22 protein-coding genes and 1 pseudogene are annotated in these 21,541 nt (G+C 54.6%); 16 read left to right on the top strand and 7 right to left on the bottom strand.

What is annotated here, in order from left to right; genetic code table 11:
- Nucleotides 1–31: 31 nt before the first annotated feature.
- The 8 genes from ACR0DU_RS19555 to ACR0DU_RS19590 all read left to right on the top strand — a co-directional run bounded on the left by ACR0DU_RS19555 (nucleotide 32) and on the right by ACR0DU_RS19590 (nucleotide 7,617).
- On the top strand, nucleotides 32–991 hold the full coding sequence (locus tag ACR0DU_RS19555; protein WP_480876850.1) for a cupin domain-containing protein: 960 nt from the start codon (nucleotides 32–34) through the stop codon (nucleotides 989–991).
- On the top strand, nucleotides 988–1,590 hold the full coding sequence (locus ACR0DU_RS19560) for a class I SAM-dependent methyltransferase (RefSeq protein WP_170772136.1): 603 nt from the start codon (nucleotides 988–990) through the stop codon (nucleotides 1,588–1,590). The genes ACR0DU_RS19555 and ACR0DU_RS19560 overlap by 4 nt, the downstream gene beginning before the upstream one ends.
- Nucleotides 1,591–1,600: 10 nt before the next feature.
- Nucleotides 1,601–2,722 carry a cobalamin-independent methionine synthase II family protein gene (locus tag ACR0DU_RS19565; protein WP_480876853.1) on the top strand — a complete coding sequence of 374 codons (1,122 nt, stop codon included), beginning with the start codon at nucleotides 1,601–1,603 and terminating at the stop codon, nucleotides 2,720–2,722.
- The gene (locus tag ACR0DU_RS19570; protein WP_480876856.1) at nucleotides 2,719–3,414 is read left to right on the top strand and encodes an alpha/beta fold hydrolase; all 696 of its coding nucleotides are present in this window, start codon (nucleotides 2,719–2,721) and stop codon (nucleotides 3,412–3,414) included. Before ACR0DU_RS19565 ends, ACR0DU_RS19570 begins: the two co-directional genes overlap by 4 nt.
- On the top strand, nucleotides 3,411–4,106 hold the full coding sequence (locus tag ACR0DU_RS19575) for an RraA family protein (protein WP_480876858.1): 696 nt from the start codon (nucleotides 3,411–3,413) through the stop codon (nucleotides 4,104–4,106). The genes ACR0DU_RS19570 and ACR0DU_RS19575 overlap by 4 nt, the downstream gene beginning before the upstream one ends.
- Nucleotides 4,107–4,651: 545 nt before the next feature.
- On the top strand, nucleotides 4,652–6,124 hold the full coding sequence (gene nhaC, locus ACR0DU_RS19580; RefSeq protein WP_480455221.1) for a Na+/H+ antiporter NhaC: 1,473 nt from the start codon (nucleotides 4,652–4,654) through the stop codon (nucleotides 6,122–6,124).
- A 72-nt stretch (nucleotides 6,125–6,196) separates the two neighbouring features.
- Nucleotides 6,197–7,213 (top strand): GlxA family transcriptional regulator, encoded by a 1,017-nt coding sequence (locus tag ACR0DU_RS19585; RefSeq protein WP_480876861.1) that lies wholly within the window; start codon nucleotides 6,197–6,199, stop codon nucleotides 7,211–7,213.
- Nucleotides 7,214–7,482: 269 nt separating this feature from the next.
- A complete protein-coding gene (locus tag ACR0DU_RS19590) occupies nucleotides 7,483–7,617 on the top strand; it encodes a hypothetical protein (RefSeq protein ID WP_480876864.1) in 135 nt (44 codons plus the stop codon).
- Nucleotide 7,618: 1 nt separating this feature from the next.
- On the opposite strand, the gene ACR0DU_RS19595 is transcribed toward ACR0DU_RS19590, so the two are convergent.
- The gene (locus tag ACR0DU_RS19595) at nucleotides 7,619–8,818 is read right to left on the bottom strand and encodes an ROK family transcriptional regulator (protein WP_480876866.1); all 1,200 of its coding nucleotides are present in this window, start codon (nucleotides 8,816–8,818) and stop codon (nucleotides 7,619–7,621) included.
- A 186-nt stretch (nucleotides 8,819–9,004) separates the two neighbouring features.
- On the opposite strand from ACR0DU_RS19595, the gene ACR0DU_RS19600 reads away from it, so the two are divergent.
- The 5 genes from ACR0DU_RS19600 to fsa all read left to right on the top strand — a co-directional run bounded on the left by ACR0DU_RS19600 (nucleotide 9,005) and on the right by fsa (nucleotide 13,413).
- Nucleotides 9,005–10,024, top strand: coding sequence for a sugar ABC transporter substrate-binding protein (locus tag ACR0DU_RS19600; protein WP_029622083.1), 1,020 nt, complete (start codon nucleotides 9,005–9,007; stop codon nucleotides 10,022–10,024).
- Between the two features lie 117 nt (nucleotides 10,025–10,141).
- A complete protein-coding gene (locus tag ACR0DU_RS19605) occupies nucleotides 10,142–11,212 on the top strand; it encodes an ABC transporter permease (protein WP_480876869.1) in 1,071 nt (356 codons plus the stop codon).
- A complete protein-coding gene (locus ACR0DU_RS19610) occupies nucleotides 11,212–11,994 on the top strand; it encodes an ATP-binding cassette domain-containing protein (protein WP_010442404.1) in 783 nt (260 codons plus the stop codon). Before ACR0DU_RS19605 ends, ACR0DU_RS19610 begins: the two co-directional genes overlap by 1 nt.
- A 107-nt stretch (nucleotides 11,995–12,101) precedes the next feature.
- Nucleotides 12,102–12,662 carry a nucleoside/nucleotide kinase family protein gene (locus ACR0DU_RS19615; protein WP_480876874.1) on the top strand — a complete coding sequence of 187 codons (561 nt, stop codon included), beginning with the start codon at nucleotides 12,102–12,104 and terminating at the stop codon, nucleotides 12,660–12,662.
- 97 nt (nucleotides 12,663–12,759) lie between these two features.
- Nucleotides 12,760–13,413: a fructose-6-phosphate aldolase gene (gene fsa, locus ACR0DU_RS19620; RefSeq protein ID WP_480876877.1), complete on the top strand. Its 654-nt coding sequence runs from the start codon at nucleotides 12,760–12,762 to the stop codon at nucleotides 13,411–13,413.
- A gap of 343 nt (nucleotides 13,414–13,756) precedes the next feature.
- On the opposite strand, the gene ACR0DU_RS19625 is transcribed toward fsa, so the two are convergent.
- From ACR0DU_RS19625 to ACR0DU_RS19645, 5 genes and pseudogenes are all read right to left on the bottom strand, one after another.
- Entirely contained in the window at nucleotides 13,757–14,047 is a 291-nt protein-coding gene (locus ACR0DU_RS19625; RefSeq protein WP_480876879.1) for an AGE family epimerase/isomerase, read from the bottom strand.
- Nucleotides 14,048–14,088: 41 nt separating this feature from the next.
- Nucleotides 14,089–14,399, bottom strand: a pseudogene (locus ACR0DU_RS19630) (AGE family epimerase/isomerase).
- Nucleotides 14,396–15,304 carry an AGE family epimerase/isomerase gene (locus tag ACR0DU_RS19635; protein ID WP_480876881.1) on the bottom strand — a complete coding sequence of 303 codons (909 nt, stop codon included), beginning with the start codon at nucleotides 15,302–15,304 and terminating at the stop codon, nucleotides 14,396–14,398. Before ACR0DU_RS19635 ends, ACR0DU_RS19630 begins: the two are co-directional and overlap by 4 nt.
- A 503-nt stretch (nucleotides 15,305–15,807) precedes the next feature.
- Entirely contained in the window at nucleotides 15,808–16,449 is a 642-nt protein-coding gene (locus ACR0DU_RS19640) for an NAD(P)H-binding protein (RefSeq protein WP_170781340.1), read from the bottom strand.
- Between the two features lie 12 nt (nucleotides 16,450–16,461).
- Nucleotides 16,462–17,349: an EamA family transporter gene (locus ACR0DU_RS19645; RefSeq protein ID WP_170781339.1), complete on the bottom strand. Its 888-nt coding sequence runs from the start codon at nucleotides 17,347–17,349 to the stop codon at nucleotides 16,462–16,464.
- A gap of 77 nt (nucleotides 17,350–17,426) precedes the next feature.
- On the opposite strand from ACR0DU_RS19645, the gene ACR0DU_RS19650 reads away from it, so the two are divergent.
- Nucleotides 17,427–17,936, top strand: coding sequence for a MarR family transcriptional regulator (locus tag ACR0DU_RS19650; RefSeq protein ID WP_170781338.1), 510 nt, complete (start codon nucleotides 17,427–17,429; stop codon nucleotides 17,934–17,936).
- Between the two features lie 162 nt (nucleotides 17,937–18,098).
- Here the strand turns inward: ACR0DU_RS19650 and ACR0DU_RS19655 are convergent, their stop codons facing one another.
- Complete coding sequence (locus ACR0DU_RS19655) at nucleotides 18,099–19,085, bottom strand: aldo/keto reductase (RefSeq protein ID WP_170781337.1); 987 nt, start codon at nucleotides 19,083–19,085, stop codon at nucleotides 18,099–18,101.
- A gap of 81 nt (nucleotides 19,086–19,166) precedes the next feature.
- On the opposite strand from ACR0DU_RS19655, the gene ACR0DU_RS19660 reads away from it, so the two are divergent.
- Both ACR0DU_RS19660 and ACR0DU_RS19665 read left to right on the top strand, forming a co-directional pair.
- Complete coding sequence (locus ACR0DU_RS19660; RefSeq protein ID WP_170781336.1) at nucleotides 19,167–19,994, top strand: LysR family transcriptional regulator; 828 nt, start codon at nucleotides 19,167–19,169, stop codon at nucleotides 19,992–19,994.
- Between the two features lie 223 nt (nucleotides 19,995–20,217).
- Entirely contained in the window at nucleotides 20,218–21,345 is a 1,128-nt protein-coding gene (locus ACR0DU_RS19665) for a hypothetical protein (RefSeq protein WP_480876886.1), read from the top strand.
- The last annotated feature ends 196 nt before the right edge of the window (nucleotides 21,346–21,541 follow it).

Consider the following 21,541-nt stretch of genomic DNA (forward strand, 5'->3'; position numbering starts at 1 on the left):
CGATCAAACCCAAATCAAAAGGAGACAAGATATGAGTACCATCGATAGCCGCATCGTTCGTTATGGCGAGCTAAAGCCCTGCAAAACCGCGTTCATCGACGCGCACACACCGGGGTCTGACCAGAAAGAGAACTTTACCATCATTGGTGGCGGCGTTAGCGAAAGCCCCGATCAGCACGTCCACATCACCGACAAGATCGGGTTCAACATCGGCGCCGCGGGGCAACCGCCGAAGTGCCGCAACTCACTGCACAGCCACACCACCGCCGAGGTGTTCTTTGTCGCCAAGGGCCGCTGGCGGTTCTTCTGGGGTCGTTACGGCACTGCAGGTGAGTTCATCGCCGAAGAAGGTGACATCTTCAACATCCCGACCGGCATCTTCCGCGGGTTCGAAAATGTAGGCCAGGACTACGGCATGATCATGTCGATGCTGGGTGGCGATGACGCTGGTGGCGGTGTGACCTGGGCTCCGCAAGTCATTCAGGACGCGCAGGCCCATGGCCTGGTTCTGGGCAATAACGGCGTACTCTATGACAGCAAAAAGGGCGAGGAATTGCCGCACAACGTCCAGCCCATGCCGTTGCTGACCGAGGAAGAGCTGAAAGCCTATCCCGAGGTTCCCGTTGATGCGGTGATCGGAAAATATGTCGCCCGCTACTGGGATCTGATGGCGCTGTCGGTGGACAAGCCGACAATGGTGATCGGTGAGAATGGCCTGATCAAGGACAAGCCCGGTTTCGAGGTGGATTTCCTGACACGCGGCTCGGCCGTGACTGATCAGATCAAGGCGGACAAGCCTGTGGTTCTGATGCCGGCCAGCGGCCATTGGCGTATCAGGATTAATGAGGTCGAAGTTACCCTGTCCAACGGCGACACCGCACTGGTTCTGCCGGGTGAAAGCTATTGTGTTGAACCATCAATGACCGGGTTCGCCGGACTCTATAGGATCACGGCCACAGATGACCCAGCAGGAGCAACCTGGACAGAATGAACGCGGACCCCAAAGACACCCATGCTGTCTACGAACGGCAAGCTACAGAGTATGACAGGCTCCGTTCAAAGGCTCTCTTCGAAGCGCGTTGGCTGGCGCGCTTCACCGCGAGCCTCAAGCCCGGCGAGCATGTATTGGATTTGGGATGTGGCACCGGCGACCCCATAGCGCGCTGGTTCCTGGCCGAGGGTTTTAACGTAACGGGTGTCGATTTCTCAAAGGCAATGTTGGCCATCGCCCAAGATCGCTGGCCTGATGGTGATTGGCGGCATGCCGATATGCGGGAATTCGATCTGGGCCAGACATTCGACGGCATCATTGCCTGGAACAGTTTTTTCCATCTCACTGCGGAAGAGCAAAGGGGATGTATCGCGCGCATAGCTCGACATTTGCGATCTGGCGGAATGCTTATGCTGACGGTCGGACCGCGCGCTGGTGAAGACAGCGGCACAGTGGGGACAGAACCAGTATATCATGCTTCGCTTTCGCCTGCGGAATATGCCCTGTGCTTAGAAGAAAACGGGCTGCGGATGACCGGCTTTCTTGCCGAAGACCCCGAAACCCAAAGCCATACAGTCTTGATGGCGCGCAAAACCTGAGGAGGTTCTGATGAGCATAAAAACCACCCATGTTGGGTCACTGCCCCGGACGCAGAAGGTCGTGGACTTCATCTTCGCGCGCGAGCGGGAGGAACCGTTCGATCAGGCCGCGTTCGATACCTGCATGACCGCTGCGGTGTCCGAGACGGTGCGCAAACAAGCCGAGGCCGGGGTTGATATTGTCTCGGATGGTGAGACCTCAAAAATCTCTTATGCCACTTATGTGAAGGATCGCTATACGGGCTTTGATGGGGACAGCCCACGCAACGCGCCGGCGGACCTCAAAATGTTTCCGAGCTTTCTGCAACGATTGGCCGATGACGGCGGAACGCCGCAATATGCGCGGCCCATGTGTGTGGGTGAGGTGCGCTCGATAGGGCAGGGTGAGCTGCAGAAAGACATAGACAATCTCAAGGCTGCGATGGCCGAACACACGGTCGAGCGCGGTTTTATGAACGCCGCCAGCCCCGGGGTGATTTCCCTGTTTCTGCAAAATGATTTCTACCCAACGCGCGAGGCCTATCTGGCCGCGCTGGCCGATGCGATGAAAGAAGAATATGAAACCATCGTTGGTGCGGGTCTGGATTTGCAGCTGGATTGCCCGGATCTCGCCCTGTCGCGCCATATGCTGTTCACCGATCTGTCCGACGATGAATTCGTGAAAATTGCAGACATGCACGTTGAGGCGTTGAACCACGCGCTGCAAAACGTCCCTTCAGAAAAAGTACGTGTCCATATTTGCTGGGGCAATTACGAGGGTCCGCACTGCTGTGACATCGGCATGGACAAGGTATTTTCGACGCTGATGTCCACCAAGTCTCGTTATGTGCTGTTCGAAACTTCGAACCCACGACATGCGCATGAATGGACGGTGTTCCGTGACCGCAAGGATGAGATTCCGGATGACAAGGTTTTGGTGCCCGGTGTGGTCGACACCACGACCAATTTTGTCGAACACCCCGAGGTGGTCGCCCAACGCACCCAACGCTTTGTCGATATTGTCGGTGCAGAACGCGTGGTTGCCGGGTCGGATTGCGGCTTTGGCACCTTTGCAGGCTTTGGCGCGGTCGACCCGGATATCGCCTATGCCAAGCTGGGCGCGCTGGCCGAAGGGGCTGCCTTGGTCAAATGACGCCGCTTATCCTCCTGCCCGGAATGATGTGCGATGCGCGGTTGTTCACCCCGCAGATTGACGCCTTGTCAGGCAAATACCCGATCCTGACCGCACCGATCGGCGGACAGGACACAATGCAGGCGCTGGCCGCCGAGGTGTTGGCCAATGCGCCTCAACGTTTCGCTATGGCGGGGCTCTCCATGGGTGGCATCGTGGCGATGGAAATCCTGCGGCAGGCTCCGGACCGTGTGGCCGGTCTGGCGTTGATGGACACGAATCCATTTGCTGAATTGGACGAAGTAAAAGCCAGGCGCGGTCCTCAGATCAATGCCGTCGAACTCGGCAACCTGCGCAAGGTGATGGCCGAAGAGATGAAGCCGAACTACCTGACCGACGGCCCGCACCGCGCCGCCATTCTGGACTTGTGCATGGATATGGCCATGGATCTAGGGTCTGACGTTTTCATCAATCAATCCAAAGCTCTGCGTGATCGCCCAGATCAGAGTAATACCCTGCGTGAATTCACGGGTGCAGCGCTGGTTCTGTGTGGGCGCGACGATACCCTTTGCCCTGTCGCACGGCACGAATTGATGCACGGCATGATGCCGCAAAGCGGGTTGGAAATCATCGAAAACGCCGGCCATTTGCCGACTCTGGAACAACCGCAACAAACCACGGCGGCTCTGATCCGCTGGCTGGAGGCAATATGAACCAATCTCTGCTGGACCTGCTGAAAAAGGTCGACACACCAACTGTTTGCAACGCCATCGAAGTGGCGCAGGGCAAGCGTGGTTTCAATGATTTTACCCGGGGCACGATGCAGTGCTCTGACCCTGATGCGGGTGCGATGGTAGGATATGCCCGTACCGCGAAGATTGCCGCCGTGAACCCACCGGCCGAGGCACCTGACGTGATCCGCGCGCGTCGTATGGATTACTACCGGCACATGGCCGCAGGCACCGGCCCCGCCGTGACCGTGGTGGAAGACTTGGATTACCCCGACTGCATTGGCGCCTACTGGGGTGAAATCAATACGACTGTCCACAAGGGTTTTGGCATCAGCGGTGCGCTGACCAACGGCGTGATGCGGGACCTTGGCGACCTGCCGGATGGATTCCCGGTGGTTGCCGGGTCTGTCGGGCCAAGCCACGGGTTCGTGCACGTGAAAGAGGTTGGAACTCCGGTGACAATCTTCGGCCTGTCCATCAATGACGGTGACCTTGTGCATGCCGACCGGCATGGCGCTCTGGTGATCCCGCCCGAGGTGGTGGACGAGCTTGAACAGGCGATCATCAAGCTGCTTGAAACCGAGAAACTGATCCTTGATCCCGCCCGAGAATCGGGGTTCGACTTCGACGCCTTCGAAAAAGCATGGGCGGCGTTCGAAGTCTCGCGGACATAAACTTGCGATCGGCTCTGGTGCTAAACCTTACAATAAGACAACTTATCCGTTCGACAGTTGTTGTCGCATTTGCGGCTGTGGTCATTCTGGTCACTATTGTTCTGTCCGTCGAATATAGCCGTATGCCATTCGTTCTTGGTCAGTTCGGCTATCTAGTACCTCCCAGCGGCGACGCTGGGAATGATCACGTCCGCCTGCACATTTTGATATACCCCAGAGTCTTGATCAACGCCTTGCCGTTCCCCCGTCGTGTTCTATGACCAAAGCCCTCCACTCGCCGCTATCCGGGTAAGGCTTGAGTAGCTCGTCGCCTCACTGGGCACGCGCACGATTTTTCGAAGCAAGGCATACTTCACGAACGCAAGTAATTTGTTTGGCGTGATTGCAAAGGTCAGTCTTCAGTTCATTCGAAGACGCCGAAATCGACGCCCCAATGTCGCAAATTCTAACAAGATGTGCGCTCTGACCGACAGTCTCACAACGCCAAACTTGGTTTCTTCCGCAGATCATCACGGTTCTGGACCATTCCAAAGGAGGAGACCCATATGTCTGGGAATGAAGACAACATACGGCAGCCCGGCTTGGTGCTGGCCCTCGTGCCAATAGTGCTGACCCTGTGTGTGCTTGGGCTGCAACTATTCTATTTCGGTGACTTTACTCCACACATCCCACTGGCATTCGGAATCGCAATCACAGGCATCGTTGGCCTCATGTTGGGTCACAAATGGCCCAGTATCGAGGAGGGCGTGTTCCACGTTATCAATATCTCCCTACCGTCGGTCTCGATACTGATCACAGTGGGGATGATCATCGGAGTGTGGATCGCAAGCGGCACCGTCCCGACGCTGATCTACTATGGTCTCAGGATATTGTCGCCCGAGCTTTTCCTCGCCGCAGGAATGGTCCTTTGCTCTATTGTCTCCGTTTCATTGGGCACCTCATGGGGAACGACAGGCACCGTCGGATTAGCGCTGATGGGGATTGGAGCCGGGTTCGGCATTCCAATGTACTGGACAGCAGGGGCGGTAGTCTCAGGTGCATTCTTTGGAGACAAGATCTCGCCTTTATCAGATACGACAAACCTGGCACCTGCTGTGACGGGGACTAATCTGTTCGATCACATTCGGAATATGCTTCCAACCACAGTTCCGTCCATGCTGATTGCACTGGTAATTTATTTTGTCGTCGGCTTCACTCTGATCGACACATCCCAGGTATCGTTTGACCGTATTCACGCGATCACCACCGCGCTGGACGACGCTTTCTGGATTTCGCCGATCATGCTGTTTCCGGCAGTTCTGGTCATCGTGCTGGCGGTCATGAAACAACCTCCGATCCCGTCACTGTTCGCAGGCGCCGTTGCGGGCGGCATCATGGCTATCTTCTGTCAGGGGGCTGGACTGCATGAGACGTTCACCTTCGCCAACAGCGGCTATTCGATCGATACTGGAGTTCCGGAGATCGATCCCCTGCTGAACCGCGGCGGTATTCAGTCTATGATGTGGACGATTTCACTGGTGCTGCTGGCTTTGGGGTTTGGCGGAGCGCTTGAACGCGTAGGCTGCCTTCAGGCCATCATCAAAGTTGTCATCTCGAAGGTGAAAACGTTTGCCGGTATTCAAACCTCAGCCATCTTAACCTCTGTCGCGACCAACACAGTTGCAGGTGACCCCTATCTGTCAATTGCACTGCCAGGGCGGATGTATGCACCGGTCTATCGCGCGATGGGCTATTCCCCGCTGAACCTGTCCCGGGCGGTCGAGGAAGGCGGAACTCTGGTGTCCCCTCTGATCCCTTGGAACGCGGGTGGTGCGTTTGTCATCACGGCGCTTGGCTTGGGTATCGCGGACGGCAACTTCGAAAATCTGCTGTATATTCCGCTTGCATTCGCTTGCTGGCTGTCACCGGTCATCGGTATCTTCTATGCTATGACAGGGCTGTTTTCTCCTAAAGCCAGCGAAAAAGAAATCCGCTCCTGGGAAGAAAGCGGCGAACCTGTTGCACAGATGAGTGCCTAATCTTTCTGCGCCAACACCAAATGAGGTGTTGGTGCCCTTCACCCGCCACGGTCGATACTGGGAGGAGAGCATATGGACCCGAAAAACTTTGTCCCAAAGGGCGCGGCCAGCTATCGCATTGACTATGATGGATCGGCCAAGGAAATCTATTTTCTGCTGCTGCCAAAGCTGACTATGCTGGCCTTCAGCGCCGCAGTGGAACCTCTGAGGATCGCCAACCAGGTTACTAACAAAGAACTGTATAAATGGTTTCTGATCACTGAAGATGGAATTCCGGTTTCTTGCTCGAATGGGGTTGAAATTACGCCGGATTTTGCGTTGCACAACTTGCCGCGATCGTCGCGGCTGTTTGTCTGCTCGGGTATTGAGCCGGCGGAAAGTACAAACCCCAAGGTGCTGTCGTGGATCCGCCGCCAAAGAACCTTTGGATGTAAACTGGGTGGTATTTGCACAGGGGCTTTCGCCCTTGCCAAGGCAGGAGTTCTTTCAGGGAAAAGGTTCACATTACATTGGGAAAACCACCCTGCTTTTGTCGAACATTTTGATGACTTGGAGCCATCGTCAAACCTGTATGAGATCGACAATGAGCTTATGACATGTGGCGGCGGAAATGCTGCAACCGACATGATGTTGGACATGATCGAATCCAATTTCGGAAATGACCTCGCGGTCATTGTTTCGGACATGTGCATTCACTTTCGATCCAACAATAGTAAAACGCTCCAGAAATCAGCCTTTTCGGTAGCTTTAGGTAGTCGCAACCAGTACCTGATCAACGCAATGCAGATCATGCAAGAAAACCTGGAAGAGCCGTTAGATATCTCTGAAATAGCAGAAGCCGTGCAGATATCTCGTCGCCAGTTAGAGCGTCTCTTCCAAAAGTATGTCGAAACTTCGCCTGTTCAGTTTTATCTAGAACTGCGCGTTTCGAGGGCTTACGCATTGCTCAGCGAAACCGAGATGGCGGTCGCGGAAATCGCGGCAGCCACAGGCTTTAGCAGCGCTACACAACTTACGGTACGATTCAAGAAACGCTACGGCGAAGCGCCAACTTTATTCAGAAGGGGGTGGTCTGAAAGACGTGAATAATTCACGTCTGAACTGGCAGGAATTGAAGCATCTAAACGTGCTCCAGTGCTTTCTCTGCAGGGACCCTGTTGCATGGATCAGAGCTAGGGCGAACTGACCCCAGACCCAACACTTCAGAAAATGCGCTCATGTTCTGCACGACCGAGAGATGTCATGTGGTTCAGCGCTTTTGATGTAATTTTTGCTTCAACTACTTGAGTGGCAAGATCACGCGCTTGCAGGCGACGGGCATGATTGAACTTGTATGGCATCCACGGTAACTCACGAAAATGAAAGCACCAGAGCTAAACTGGGAAGCCGATCCGTGCAACAAGGTCGCGCAGGACAACATTCCAGATGAAGTAATCCTGCGTGATAATGATCCTCGCCGCTGTCTGCCGGATTACCCTTCAGCCATTGGGTAGGCTACATCCCAGAAAGCCCCGCATTGGTATTCAATAGAAACTGGCGGAAGATCGGGCTGCTTGCTGCTCCAATGCCTCGAGCGTTGTCACCAACTGCTGCAGCTTCTACGACCGGAGGAATCAATCCACGCTTGTCTTGGTTGAGGAGGTAACGACGAACCCGGGCAACTAACTCTTCCCGCACTTCCGATGGGAACGCGCCGTCTATGAAAATCGCCTCAAAGTCGATGACCGCGCAAATAGACAAGGCAGCCTTGGCAAGTTCTTGTGCCGTGGTACCAATCCAAGGCTCGACATATCGCGAAATGCTGCTCCAATCTTGTGGCTTCGTCCAGAGTATTTGGGGATCGACACCGGCTTCGATCAACCTGTCTTCGAGCAGGAACAGTGATGCAGTGTCGATCAACTGCTGGCTTTCGCCTAATGGTCCGGTCGTTCGCATCGCGCCCAAGGCACCTGCATTTCCCTGGTTGCCCTCAAACACGGTGCCGTTCAGCGCGACTCCGCCGCCGATCATTGACCCGATGAAGAAATAAAAATAGTCGCGATATTCGGCCCCGCGCCCATAAAGATGCTCGGCGTGACAGGCAGCCGTCGCATCGTTGACCACAAAAACTGGCAGGTCGCTGAACTTGGCGACCTCGGAAAAGAAATTCACGTTTTTCCAGGACCTGAATTTTTTGGCCGCAACCCCAGACAGGTCGTGCCACTTCCACAGTTCGAACGGAGTTCCGATTCCAACCCCGCATACACGGTCGCGAAGTTTCTGGGGTTCATGGACCAGAAGTTCCTCCAATCCTTTCTCCAGAAACCCGAACACCGCTTCGGGCAGCGGATAGTCATAAGTCGTCGAGATTTGATGGCGCGGCTTGCCGGTGAAGTCGATCAAAAGAAGATCAGCGCTGCGGCGACCGATCTTCATCCCCACCGACAGGATGCCTTCGGGATTGAGTTCCATTGGGATCGAAGGTTTCCCTACCTTGCCCCTTAACGGCGTCCCACGTTTGAGAATCTCGTCCTTTTCGAGCTTACGCAGAATGATCGACACGGTCTGCGGAGACAGGCCTGTGAGCCGCGCGATTTCGGCCCCGGCAGCAGGTCCATGCCGTTGTAAAACCGTCAGAATCAGGCGTTCGTTATGATCACGAACACCGCTTTGGCTTACCCCGCCAGTTAGTATTTTCAGCGCTTCTCTTTCCATAACATTAAACATAAACACCTAGTTTTCTTATGAAAAGATACGCAGGCAAATTAATAAATAAACTTTATTTATTTATTGACACAGGGGTTAGAATCACGGTTTCTTAAGCAGGACCTTCATTGGAGGATGGAGGCGCGCCTTGTCGCTATTCCGCGCGGGGCCACAACAATTTTCTGGGAGGACAACATGAGAAATCTACTCAAGCTCGCCGCATCCGCGACTGCGCTAACTTTTGCCGCTGCATCCGCGCAAGCGGCTGGTGAAACCGTCTGCCTGATTACCAAGACCGACACCAACCCCTTTTTCGTCAAGATGAAGGAAGGCGCAACCGCCAAGGCAGAAGAGCTGGGCATGACGCTCAAGGCGTTTGCCGGCAAGGTTGATGGCGACCATGAAACTCAAGTCCAGGCCATTGAAACCTGCATCCTCGATGGCGCAAAAGGCATTCTACTGACGGCATCTGACACCAGCTCGATCGTACCTGCGGTCAAACAGGCGCGGGATGCGGGGGTTTTAGTCATTGCGCTGGATACACCACTTAGCCCGATTGACTCAGCGGACGCGACATTCGCGACGGACAACTACAAGGCCGGTCTGCTGATCGGTCAATGGGCCAAGGCCAAAATGGGCGACGCAGCGGCCGATGCCAAGATCGCAACGCTGGATCTGAATGTCAGCCAGCCGACAGTGGACGTTCTGCGCAATCAGGGTTTCCTCGACGGGTTTGGCGTGGACTTGGCGGACCCGAATGTCATCGGTGACGAAACCGATGCGCGTCTGGTCGGCAGTGACGTGACCGACGGCAACGAAGAAGGCGGTCGCCGCGCGATGGAAAACCTTCTGGCCAAGGATTCATCGATCAACGTTGTTCACACGATCAACGAACCGGCCGCTGCGGGTGCATATGAGGCACTGAAGTCCATCGGGCGTGAAAACGACGTGCTGATTGTTTCGGTCGACGGCGGGTGCCCCGGCGTCCAAAACGTCGAAGCCGGTGTGATCGGCGCGACAAGCCAGCAGTACCCGCTGTTGATGGCCTCGCTTGGTGTTGAGGCCGTGAAAAAATGGGCCGAAGAGGGCGTGAAGCCCGAAAACACACCCGGCAAAGACTTTTATGACACGGGCGTCGCGCTCATCACCGACCAGCCGGTTGATGGGGTCGAGTCGCTGTCGGTCGCAGAAGGCCTGGATCTCTGCTGGGGCTAAAGACAGCCATATTGGGTGAGGCGCGCCACAGCGCCTCATCAATCCTCTCACCAGCAAACCGAAATTTCCTGTACACTGATTTCGTGGGCGCGATGCCAGCCACGAAAAGGGGGAGATATGTCTGAAGCAAACCAAAACACCCAGGAATTCGAAACCGCCGCCAGCGCTTCAGAAACCGTGGCGGAGTTTGAAGATAACCGGCGTGGTGTTCTGGGGAAGTTGCAGCATCTTCTCCACGTCAATCCATCCTTAGTGCCATTGATCGTTCTGGTTGGCGCGATCGTGATTTTCGGCCTGCTGCTGGGGTCCAAATTCTTCTCACCCTTTGCGATGACGTTGATCCTGCAACAGGTCCAGATTGTGGGCATCGTGGCCGCGGCGCAAAGCCTTGTCATTCTAACCGCCGGCATCGACCTGAGCGTCGGTGCAATCATGGTGTTTTCATCCGTCATTATGGGTCAGTTCACCTTCCGCTACGGCATCCCCGTGCCCATTGCGGTGATGTGCGGGCTGGCAACGGGAACGCTAATCGGGGCTCTCAATGGCTGGCTGGTTAGTCGCGTAAAGCTGCCGCCCTTTATTGTTACGCTCGGCATGTGGCAGATCGTTCTGGCGACAAACTTCCTGTATTCCGCAAACGAAACAATTCGCAGTCAGGATATCGAGGCCAACGCCCCATTCCTGCAATTCTTTGGCACAAAATTCAGCATCGGTGGTGCGACTTTCACGGTTGGCGTGATCTTCATGCTCGTTCTGATATTCGTGCTGGCTTATTCGCTCAAACACACGGCCTGGGGGCGGCATGTCTATGCGGTGGGGGACGACCCCGAGGCGGCCGAGCTATCCGGTGTGAACGTCCACAAAACATTGATGTCCGTCTACATGCTGTCCGGTTTGATCTGTGCTTTTGCGGGCTGGGCTTTGATCGGGCGCATCGGATCGGTCTCGCCGACCTCCGGCCAATTGGCCAATATTGAGAGCATTACCGCTGTTGTGATCGGGGGTATCTCGCTGTTTGGCGGGCGAGGCTCCATTCTGGGATCGTTGTTCGGAGCACTGATTGTCGGCGTCTTTACTCTGGGGCTCAGGCTTTTGGGCGCGGACGCGCAGTGGACCTTCCTGCTTATCGGACTTCTCATCATCGCAGCGGTCGCAGTCGACCAGTGGATCAGAAAGGTATCGGGCTAATGTCAGACACAACTCCAGTCGTCCAGGGCCGCGGGATCGTGAAACGCTATGGCCACGTCACCGCAATCGACCATTCTGACTTTGAACTGCGCCAGGGGGAAATCCTTGCGGTTATTGGCGACAACGGCGCAGGCAAGTCGTCCATCGTCAAGGCGATTTGCGGCGCCACTATCCCAGACGAGGGCGAGATTCTGATCGAAGGGGAAAAGGTCAACTTCTCTTCTCCGATCGACGCCCGAAATATGGGGATTGAGATTGTCTATCAGCAGCTCGCCATGTCGCCTGCTCTGTCGATAGCCGACAACATGTTCATGGGGCGCGAGATCCGCAAACAAGGGTTCATGGGCAAATACATGCGTCAGCTTGACCGTCCAGCCATGGAGAAGTTCGCCCGTGAAAAACTGACCGAGCTTGGGCTGATGACTGTGCAGTCGATCAATCAGGCGGTCGAAACTCTCTCTGGCGGCCAGCGCCAAGGCGTGGCCGTTGCGCGTGCTGCCGCCTTTGCGACGAAGTTCATAATCATGGACGAACCCACGGCAGCTTTGGGGGTCAAGGAAAGCCGCAAAGTGCTTGAGCTTATCCAAGACGTGCGGGCACGTGGTATTCCGATCATTCTGATCAGCCACAACATGCCGCATGTTTTTGAGGTTGCTGACCGCATTCATGTGCATCGGCTGGGTAAAAGGCTCTGCACCATTGATCCCAAGGATTACACGATGTCCGACGCGGTGGCCTTCATGACCGGCGCCAAGGAACCCCCAAAAGAGGACGCCGCGTGATCGATCAGGATGCAAAGCGCGTTTGTGACCTTATTTCCTCCCGGAGGCAGGTAGGGGTTCGGACGATTGTCGCAATCGCCGGCCCCCCTGCATCCGGAAAGTCGACTTTGGCAGAAACCGTGGTGCAATCGCTGAACGCGCAACAAAGCTCTGCGGTTCCTTTAGCCACGCTGGTGCCCATGGACGGTTATCATCTGGACAACCGCGTGCTGGAAACGCGAGGCTTGCTGTCCCGAAAGGGCGCGCCGGAAACCTTCGATGCAGTTGGGTTCTGCACTGCAATCAGAGGGCTGCAATCCGCGCAGCATGAGTCCTTTCATCCTAAATTTGACCGCCAATTGGACCTGGCCATTGCGAATGCGATTGCCGTTCACCCGGAAACTCAGACTGTAGTCGTAGAAGGGAACTACCTTTTGATGAATAGCGATCCGTGGAAGACGTTGGCAGATGTGTACGCCGTAACGGTTTTTGTCAGCCCCACATTGGAGGAACTCGAAAACCGGTTACAGCATCGCTGGATCAAGCATGGCTTTGACCCGCAAACCGCGCTGCAACGCGCAAAAACGAACGATCTGCCCAACGCGGAACACGTCATCCGTGATAGCAGGAAAGCGGATCTCACATTGAACCAGAATTACACCGAATTCGGGATGCGCTACGCGTTCTGACCCTGCGCAACGAAAGCCGAAACGAACCGTTGATGCAAACGCCTCTGGGCGATTTCAAGTGCAATCAAAATCACCCCATACACGATGAGGAAAGCTCATGAAATTCTTCGTGGACACTGCAGAAGTAAACGACATAAAAGATCTGATAAACTTTGGATTGTTGGATGGCGTTACTACCAATCCAAGCCTGATCGCCAAGTCCGGCCGGGATTTCAAAGAAGTCATTGCCGAATTTTGTACACTGACGGATACGCCCGTGTCGGCAGAAGTTGCAGCATTGGACACAGTTGGCATGATTGCGGAGGGAGAGCACCTTGCCGCGATTGCCGACAACGTCGTCGTCAAACTGCCTTTGACACTAGATGGCCTCAGAGCCTGTGCACATTTCAAAAGAGAAGGTATCAAAACAAACATCACACTCTGCTTTTCACCCAATCAAGCGCTTTTAGCGGCGAAAGTCGGAGCGACCTATGTATCTCCTTTCATTGGCAGATTAGACGACATTAATCTGGACGGAGCCGATCTGATCCGTGATATCCGTAACATTTACGATAACTATGGTATTGAAACGGAAATCATTGCGGCATCCATCAGAAGCCCCAATCATATTACTGAGGTGGCATTGGCCGGATCAGATATAGCCACAATCCCTCCATCCGTTATCCGCAAATTGGTCATGCATCCATTGACCGATACCGGCATCGAGAAGTTTCTCAATGATTGGAACTCGACTGGGCAATCGATCCTTTGATGGATTGCCATATTGTCTGGGAGGGAACGGCCCGTACCAAATATTTTATGGCTGAGCGGCAAGGCTGCGCTTTGAGGAAGTAAACGCTCAAGGAGAGTCTTGCGGCTTTGTCAAGCAGGTCAATCTTTGTGGGGAATTGTCGGAACTCCTCTTAATGGCTGCATGAACACTCGGGCCCAAAGGAGACATCCAACTTCGTCGTCAGCGCCGCTGTGCAGCCACCAGACCGGCCATTCACTGCAGTTTCAGATTCTAATTGTAGACGAACCTGACATTCACCTAACTTGTGTGGTCGACTTTTGAGGACGCGCGTGGGCTAGAGAGGCATCATCCTCGACAGGCGTCAAGATAGCGGAAACAAGCAGGCTTGCAGCGAGTGGTATATGTCGGGCTTCCCATCAAAGATGGATGTCACGACATTCCCATTCTCAGCCACCGCTGGAAACCAACCGCCATGCTTATGATTCAAGAACGTATCACTCGCATAGGTCCAGAGCTTCCGGTACCAGATCTCGTCTTCCGGCATTTTGCCCAGAGTAATCAGCGCGGCGACTGCTCCAATTGTTTCGGCGATCGGCCACCAAAACCGGGAGCCGTTGGCAGCCTGGCCATCAAAGTCCAGCGGGCAGGCCAATCCACCACCGGGTAATCAGGCATCATTCAATGCCTTTTCAATCAAGTGGCGCGCTGTGCCGGCGCATTGGATTCCGGCCGACCCGACAAGTCCCAATGCTGAAGCTGAAGCCGGCCGAGTTCAAACGAATGACCAGGAGTCGTTCCGGCAGGCCTGAACATCGGATTACCCGCATAATCATGATCAATCGGCCATTCAGACGTGTAATGCTCAGGCAACCGCCAGTTTTCCCCGGCCGCGATCTTGTTGATGAAGAAGCCAAAATGCGACCGGCGCGGGAGAGGTAAAAATCATCTCCGTACGCCTCATAGGCAGACAACATCGCTTCAACACCATGCATATTCGCATTCATTCCACGATAGGTGGAAAATGGTGTCCATCCCTATTCCACTCGTCGCAGTACAATCCCGCTTCTTTACCCCAGAAATGCTGGTCCAAGACCTCGCGGGCATCCGCCATCAGGCGGTCAGCCTCCGGGTGACCCGCCAGCTTCGCGCTTGCAGAGGCAAGAAGAACGAGGACATGTCCGTAGGCGAGCTTGCGATCATCCTTGATCTGATCACCCTCCAGCGCCCAGACATATCCGCCATAGTCACGATCTCTGTGGTGGCGTTTGAGATATGTCATGCCATGATCAATGATCTGATCAGCAACCTGAAAACCTGCAGGATGTCTCAAAGCATATGAATGGAACATACGCGCGGTCGTGTGCAATTCCTGAAACTCACCGGGCTGTGGGCTGCCATCGTGACCAAGAATGAAGAGCCCAAGCCCGTTTCGGCAACTGGCGCTGAAGAACTCAAACTGTCGCATGGCCTGATCCATCAACCAGTTACGGTGATTGAAGGTTTCAAGCCAAAACCCCGGTTCGGAATGCGCGCCGGGTGGCAGAGGTTGGTCTTTGATCATCTCTTTCATCCCGCAAGAGGAATATTGTAGCGCGCCCGCGCCCCGGCAACAACGCTCGCGTCGCGTGCAGAATTGCGTTCGCGCCAATTCCATGCAGATGATAGGTGTCTTCAACCGTACCAGCCTGTCCAAAGTGTTCCACCCCAAGGGACTCTGCTCCTTCAGCCCACCACTAAGACGTTGGATAACAGCCCAAACCTTGCGTTTTGGAACAATTGGCAAACCCAGCTCTACGAGGTCTTTCTCTGTTAACTCCGGAAGAGTCTCAAAATCGATTTCGACGCCGTCGAAATCCTTTGCGTACTTTTCTAAGCCGAATTCAGCCAGCCAGCTTGCGACATCAGGCATGCACAATTCTCCACGGACTCAGCTTGCCTAATTTTGATATTTTCACAGAGCTTTTTGGATCTGTTTCAAAGTTGTTGGGAAGTAAGACACTTTATCCAAGCTCGAGTAGAGTTGCCTTCGGAAGGTGACCCTCCATGGGCTTTGGTCCAACAATGGTGCTTATCAACGCCAATGCAGTTCTAGTCATCAATCCCGGCCGGAATATTGCCTTTGTCACGCAAACACTCTCGCCTGTGGCTTTCTATTACCCGTTTCCTGCGATCTATCTAACGGCCCAAAGGAAACCTCCATCAATCTGAGCAACTCTGCAGTTCAGTTTCCTGAAAACGAATGTTTAGACCTGAGAGTGGCATTCAGGTCAGGCGCAGGACTGCATCGCGTAAGAAGCTGCGTCGGCCCTGCAGCGATCAACGTCTTGAGTCGGCGGACTGCTCCCTTTAGGAAACGCCCTGCCTGCTAGCCGGCTGGCTGGACGCCCTTTACATAGCGCTCTGAGACGAGTGTTAGTAACCGACCGTGAACCCAGCACGCGGAAACTTGGTTGATTGTGCCTCATCTACCAGCGCAACAGCAAAATCTTCCATCGATATCTCTGATTTGCCAGCTTCATCAACGAGCAGCGTGTCTGTACCGGTTCTGAACGCGCCTAGGCGTTGACCGGGCTGCAAGAGGGCAGACGGGCTGGCATAGGTCCAGTTTGCCGATGTTTCAGTGGCGCAGAGTTCCCATTGCGCCATCGATGCGCGGGCAATCGGAACGATGTTTTCAGGTAAAAAATCGGGGTCTGACAAAACCGTATGTGGACTTCCGTTTGGCAGATGGAGTCGCGCGGCGCCGCCGACGATGATCACCCGAAGGCCCGTGCGTGACGCAGCATTGAGGATCGAACGTGTCAGAGCGACAATCTCGCCTTCGCGCCCGGGCGGAGAGCGCAATGCGCTGATCGCCATTTCCTGCGATTCCATGGCGGCGGCGAGGGCTGCGGGGTCTTTCGCATCCGCGATGACTGGCCTGATGCCTTCCGGCAACTTGGCAAACGCTGCCTCGTTTCGGACAGCTGCTGTTACGTCATGCCCGCGTGCGAGCGCTTCTGTTACGACGCGAGAACCGACATCACCGGTGGCACCAAATACTATGAGTTTCATGGAAGTTCTCCTTTATACTGGATTACGGATGGGATGTTTCGGAAGGTTGGGCGGGCGGACGCGCCCCGCCCTTTGTCCAAGCCAAATTGCGGCAAAAACAAGCGCGGCCCCAGTGATCTGCATCTGTGTCAGCGCCTGACCCAGCAATGTCCAGCCGATCAGGACGGCGGAAAGCGGGCTCAGAAAACCAAGTACCGAGACGGCATCTGGCTCTATCCGAGAGATGCCGCGGAACCACAGGATATAGGTGAGCGCAGCCCCGATGAGAGCAAGGTAAAATATGCCGGAGAGGTTTCGTGCATCCAGTGGAGGAAGAGGCGGCTCGATGAAGACGGCCAGAAGCACCAGCAACAGACCGCCGGCGGTCAGTTGCCACGCGGTGAAGGTGAGTAGCGACACGGGAGGCTGCCATTTCCGGGTCAGGACTGTACCTGCGGCCATTGAGGCCGCTCCGCAAATCCCGGCTATCAAACCGATTGGATCAAGCGATATGCCGGACCCCAAGACGAGCAGTCCAACACCTAGGATGCCGATCAAGGCGGCCAGCGCCGACGCTGCTCGGATTGCGGTCCCGAGCAGCGGTGCGGCAAGGAATACGACGATCAGCGGCTGAACAGCACCGACGGTAGCCGCGACCCCCCCCGGTAACCGGTAGGCTGCGATAAAAAGAAAGACCCAGAAAAGCGTGAAGTTCAGTGCGCCAAGAATAAAGATGCGCAGCCACCAATTACCTTTCGGCAATCGAGGAGCCAAAACAAGCAGCAGCAGGCCGGCAGGCAGAGCGCGCAGGGCGGCCATCGTCACCGGATACCCGGCAGGAAGAAACTCCGTCGTCACATAGTAGGTGCTGCCCCATACCAATGGCGCAATGGCTGTGATTCCAATGTCGAGATGTCTCATCGCAGATCTCCATTATCTTGACGTCAAGATATACTGCTTTATCTTGACGTCAAGATATAATCCCGCAATATGTATGCATGGACCACGTAGACCGCATCATTGCTCAATGGAAGAAGGCCCGGCCCGACCTTGATGTCGGACCGATGGAAATCATCGGCCGGCTATCTCGTATGGCTACCAAGCTCCGAAGTGAAATGGATAAAACCTGGAAGGCACATGGGTTAAACGCCGCCAGCTTTGATGTCCTGGCGACCCTGCGCAGATCGGGTAAACCTGATGGCTTATCCCCTGGCGAGTTGCTGGACCTGACCATGGTGACCTCTGGAACAATGACCAATCGTATCGACCAACTCGTCAAACGCGGCCTTGTCGAGCGAGTGCCAAACCCCGAAGACAAACGCGGGTTTCTGATCCGCTTGACCGAGACCGGTTTTGCGACAATCGAGGATGCCGTTGGCGATCATGTCGAAACACAGCATCATCTTTTGCGGGGGCTATCTCCGGCGGAAGCCGAAGATTTGAACAAGCTATTAAAGACGCTGGACGAAAGAATGAACTCCGATAGTGGGACGAATTCACGCGAATGATCGTATCTCTGGGTGCAACACACAACCGCGACCTGTTGGCCTTATGTCGCTCCGATGCGGACGGCCCTAAGCAGACCTTGAACAGAAATCTGAAATGCCGCGTTAGCAGCCCGCGTTGCCAACATTCGCGGCAAGCGCACAGATTTGATACAGTTCTTAATGTTACCTGGGGCGGTCTGGCTCGTTGGGATTGCGCGAAATCAAGCTTTCTATTTCGTTCATTGCTTCAACTGGCAAGGCACCAAAGGTCAGTGCTCCCGAAATGCCTTCAATTTGTTCTTCTGTCCGAGCACCCGGAATCGGTACGTATGTTTCAGATTGGCCCCATATCCACCCTAGAGCCCCTTGCACAAGCGTTCGGCCATTGGTGGTCAGCAGATCCCGAACCGCTTCGAGTTTTTGCATGAAGTCAGGGTTTACCCTTCCATCCGAATAGTACTCCATCCAGCTTTCACCGGATGCGCGCACGTCGTTTGGTGCCATGACACTGTTCTGATCGTACTTGCCCGAGAGCAACCCCATCGCAAGAGGTGAGCGGATTAGGGATAATAGCCCTTCCTCTTGGACAACTTGTTGCATACGGGGTGCGTCGAAAAAGACGTTCAACACGTATTCCACCGCCTCAAAACCATCTCGGGTTGAGGCCGCTCGGGCACTTTCGGAATGGTCGGTGCTCCAACCATAGGCGCGCAACTTGCCGGCCTCTTTAAGCTGGTCCAGTTCGTCAAACACCGCCTCCCCCTGGGCAATTGGCATATCGTTCACATGCAACAGCAAGAGATCGATCCGATCCCGTTCCAGCCGCGAAAGGCACCCATCTACGGCAAGGCCCACCTGATCCGGGGTGAAGGGGTCAAACGAAATCTGCCTGCTTGCCTCATCGATCCCAACCCCGATCTTTGTGACAATCAGCGCGTCGGGCCGGTGCTTTAACGCATTGCCTAACAAACGTTCCGAATGCCCCGCGCCATAGGCGGCAGCGGTGTCAAAAAGCGTGATTCCACCATCCAGTGCGGCGTGGATCGTACGAATAGAGGTTTCGTCGTCCGATCGGGTGTAACCCAGCGACTGTTCGCCCCAATACATCTTGCCGCCGATCGGCCAGCATCCCATGCCAAGGGGTGAGATTTCGGTGTTGAGAAAGTTCATCTGTGGCCCTCTTGACTGATCCTCCAGAAATAAAGCCGCGACTCTCTTTTCATCAACAACACAGAATGTAATCTTCATTTCATGGATGAAAGTAACTTTGACTGGGACAACCTGCGGCTTTTCCTTGCGGTTGCCAGAGCGGGCGGGCTTGGACCAGCCGCTGAACAGACCGGCAAGAGCGCACCCACCCTGGGTCGGCGCATGATCGAGCTTGAGCGCAACCTGGGAAGCGAACTGTTTCACCGCAAACCGCGAGGGTATGACCTGACCGAAGACGGGCAAGCGCTTTTGAGGAAGGTCGAAGGAATCGAAGCGCGTGTCATACCTGTCACGGAAAGCAGCCTTGCCACCGCGCCACGTTTGGTCAAAATCTCGGCCGGGAGCTGGGTGACAAAGGTTTTGATCGGCGCGGTCGGAAGGCTTACCCGATCAATGCCTGTTCGGCTGCGATTCATCTCGTCAGAAGAGGTGTTAAAGATCGGACACCGGGAAGCCGCGATCGGCATTCGAAACCGCCGACCAGAAGAGATTGGCCTGGCGGGTCGCAAGATTGGGCGAGTTCGGTTTGCGGTCTATGCTGCGGATGAGAGTATTTCGACCTGGGCGCGCGTGATGTCCAAAACACCCTCGGCCAGATGGCTGCGGGCGCACGCGCAAGAGGACGACGCAATCGAAGTGACGGCACCGCAAAATGCGCTTGAGCTTGCAAATGCAGGTCTTGCCCGGGCGGTTCTGCCTACTTTCATTGGAAACACCCAGCCGCGCCTGAAACCGGTCTCACCTTTGATTGACGATCTGGAACATGATCAGTGGCTGGTCACCCATCATGAAGATCGGTTTCTTGCAGAGGTGCGACATGTCATAGATCGCACCCATGCAGTGATGTCGGAAGCTTGTGAAAACGGATGAACCGATGCTGCAAATGCCTATTCTCCTAACCGTTCCATCAACCGAGCACACCCGCATCAGCCCTAAGTGTCGTAAGGGCGAAGTTGTTAATTTTCGGTTAAAAATAACAACTCTGGGAAGCCGGAAAACTGCCGTAATCTGAACTCATTCCACCGACAATCTTGGTTAATCCGGTGGCAATAGCGCCTTGGTTTAGAAGATGAGAGCGAGAAGGAATTTTGTTTTGTTGAACTTTCTGAGAGTAAGCGTTTCCGCACTCGCGTTATCTGCTTTCGTAGCCGCACCCATCGCGACGGTTCTCACCACCGATTACGCCTATGCAAAAAACGGCAACGGAAATGGTGGAGGCAAAGGTGGTGAAAAAGGAGGAAATGGAGGCGGCAAAGGCGGTGACAAGGGCGCTGAGAGTGGGGCGGGCTCAGACAGTAAGCTGAACCGGAAAAGCAGAAAGTCCGCTAACAAAGGTGATAAGTCAAAACGCAGCGGTCGTTTGGGCCGGGCAGTCAAAGAAGATTTTCAAACACTTGGCCGCAATCTACAGAAGAACGGGATCAAGGGCCTATTCAAAGGTAATAAAACCAAGCCGGTAGCAACGAGCGTAAACAAGTCTACTGTTAAGCCAGTACAGAAACCGCAAAGCAAGAAAACAAAAATTGTCAACGATGGCACTCTCGCCCCGCGCAATCTTGGCAAACTAAATGGTGCTATTAATTCCAGCATCAACGCAAAGCTCGCGCATATTGCGAACGGTCAGTATGCGAAGGGTACAGGGCCAGTCAGCCTAGCCGCTGGCCTGGCCGTTGCCGACGCGAATTTCAATCATGTCATGGGTGAAGACTACGCTTTAAGCCCAGCAGACGTTAAGGATATTGCTGCAGCTTACGATTACTTGGACACTGCCTCTATGACGCTGGAAGAAGCTGAGAAGGTTCTTGCCGATGAGATGACAAACCCGGGTGTGACTGACCCTGAAGATTTGGCAGACGCTCAAGCGGTTAAAGATGCGCACGACGCAATATTGAAAGATGATGGGAATGCGATTGAGCGCCCAACCGAGGATCAATTGGCTGCCGCAGAGGCAGTATATGAAGCGGAGGCAAGCCTCCTGGGGAATTACAAGGGTGACTTTTCTGAAGACGATGTTTTGGCTGCGGAGCAACAAGACCGCGTCCTAGACGCAGTACGATCCTCTAATCCCGACGAAGAAGCAGTGAAAGCTACGCTCGGCGCAACCGATAGCGAAACTGCCCATGCCGACAGCGAAAACAATGAAGAAGTCATTGATCAAACTGTGGGAGAGGATCAAACCTCCAACGAGGATACCCAAGAAGAACTTGCAAATAATGGCTGAAGAACAGTTGGTGTGCCGTAGAAAGGAATGCACTGGCAAAATTCGCTTCTGACGATAACCACCTGTCACCAGTGTGTAGAAATGAGAGGTGGTGCGAGGGGCTGGCTGAGGGGGTAGAAGCCGGCCCCTCTCCTTAGACTCGAGGGGGTGAGTGGTATTTCTGAACCCAAATTAGGGGTTTTGCGAGTTGGACGAT

The organism is Ruegeria sp. G2, from assembly GCF_056533505.1.

Coding starts and splice junctions, on each gene's coding strand:
- ACR0DU_RS19555 (WP_480876850.1), top strand. CDS start 32: ATGAGTACCATCGATAGCCGCATCGTTCGTTATGGCGAGCTAAAGCCC.
- ACR0DU_RS19560 (WP_170772136.1), top strand. CDS start 988: ATGAACGCGGACCCCAAAGACACCCATGCTGTCTACGAACGGCAAGCT.
- ACR0DU_RS19565 (WP_480876853.1), top strand. CDS start 1,601: ATGAGCATAAAAACCACCCATGTTGGGTCACTGCCCCGGACGCAGAAG.
- ACR0DU_RS19570 (WP_480876856.1), top strand. CDS start 2,719: ATGACGCCGCTTATCCTCCTGCCCGGAATGATGTGCGATGCGCGGTTG.
- ACR0DU_RS19575 (WP_480876858.1), top strand. CDS start 3,411: ATGAACCAATCTCTGCTGGACCTGCTGAAAAAGGTCGACACACCAACT.
- nhaC (WP_480455221.1), top strand. CDS start 4,652: ATGTCTGGGAATGAAGACAACATACGGCAGCCCGGCTTGGTGCTGGCC.
- ACR0DU_RS19585 (WP_480876861.1), top strand. CDS start 6,197: ATGGACCCGAAAAACTTTGTCCCAAAGGGCGCGGCCAGCTATCGCATT.
- ACR0DU_RS19590 (WP_480876864.1), top strand. CDS start 7,483: ATGAAAGCACCAGAGCTAAACTGGGAAGCCGATCCGTGCAACAAGGTC.
- ACR0DU_RS19595 (WP_480876866.1), bottom strand. CDS start 8,818: ATGGAAAGAGAAGCGCTGAAAATACTAACTGGCGGGGTAAGCCAAAGC.
- ACR0DU_RS19600 (WP_029622083.1), top strand. CDS start 9,005: ATGAGAAATCTACTCAAGCTCGCCGCATCCGCGACTGCGCTAACTTTT.
- ACR0DU_RS19605 (WP_480876869.1), top strand. CDS start 10,142: ATGTCTGAAGCAAACCAAAACACCCAGGAATTCGAAACCGCCGCCAGC.
- ACR0DU_RS19610 (WP_010442404.1), top strand. CDS start 11,212: ATGTCAGACACAACTCCAGTCGTCCAGGGCCGCGGGATCGTGAAACGC.
- fsa (WP_480876877.1), top strand. CDS start 12,760: ATGAAATTCTTCGTGGACACTGCAGAAGTAAACGACATAAAAGATCTG.
- ACR0DU_RS19635 (WP_480876881.1), bottom strand. CDS start 15,304: ATGCCTGATGTCGCAAGCTGGCTGGCTGAATTCGGCTTAGAAAAGTAC.
- ACR0DU_RS19640 (WP_170781340.1), bottom strand. CDS start 16,449: ATGAAACTCATAGTATTTGGTGCCACCGGTGATGTCGGTTCTCGCGTC.
- ACR0DU_RS19645 (WP_170781339.1), bottom strand. CDS start 17,349: ATGAGACATCTCGACATTGGAATCACAGCCATTGCGCCATTGGTATGG.
- ACR0DU_RS19650 (WP_170781338.1), top strand. CDS start 17,427: ATGGACCACGTAGACCGCATCATTGCTCAATGGAAGAAGGCCCGGCCC.
- ACR0DU_RS19655 (WP_170781337.1), bottom strand. CDS start 19,085: ATGAACTTTCTCAACACCGAAATCTCACCCCTTGGCATGGGATGCTGG.
- ACR0DU_RS19660 (WP_170781336.1), top strand. CDS start 19,167: ATGGATGAAAGTAACTTTGACTGGGACAACCTGCGGCTTTTCCTTGCG.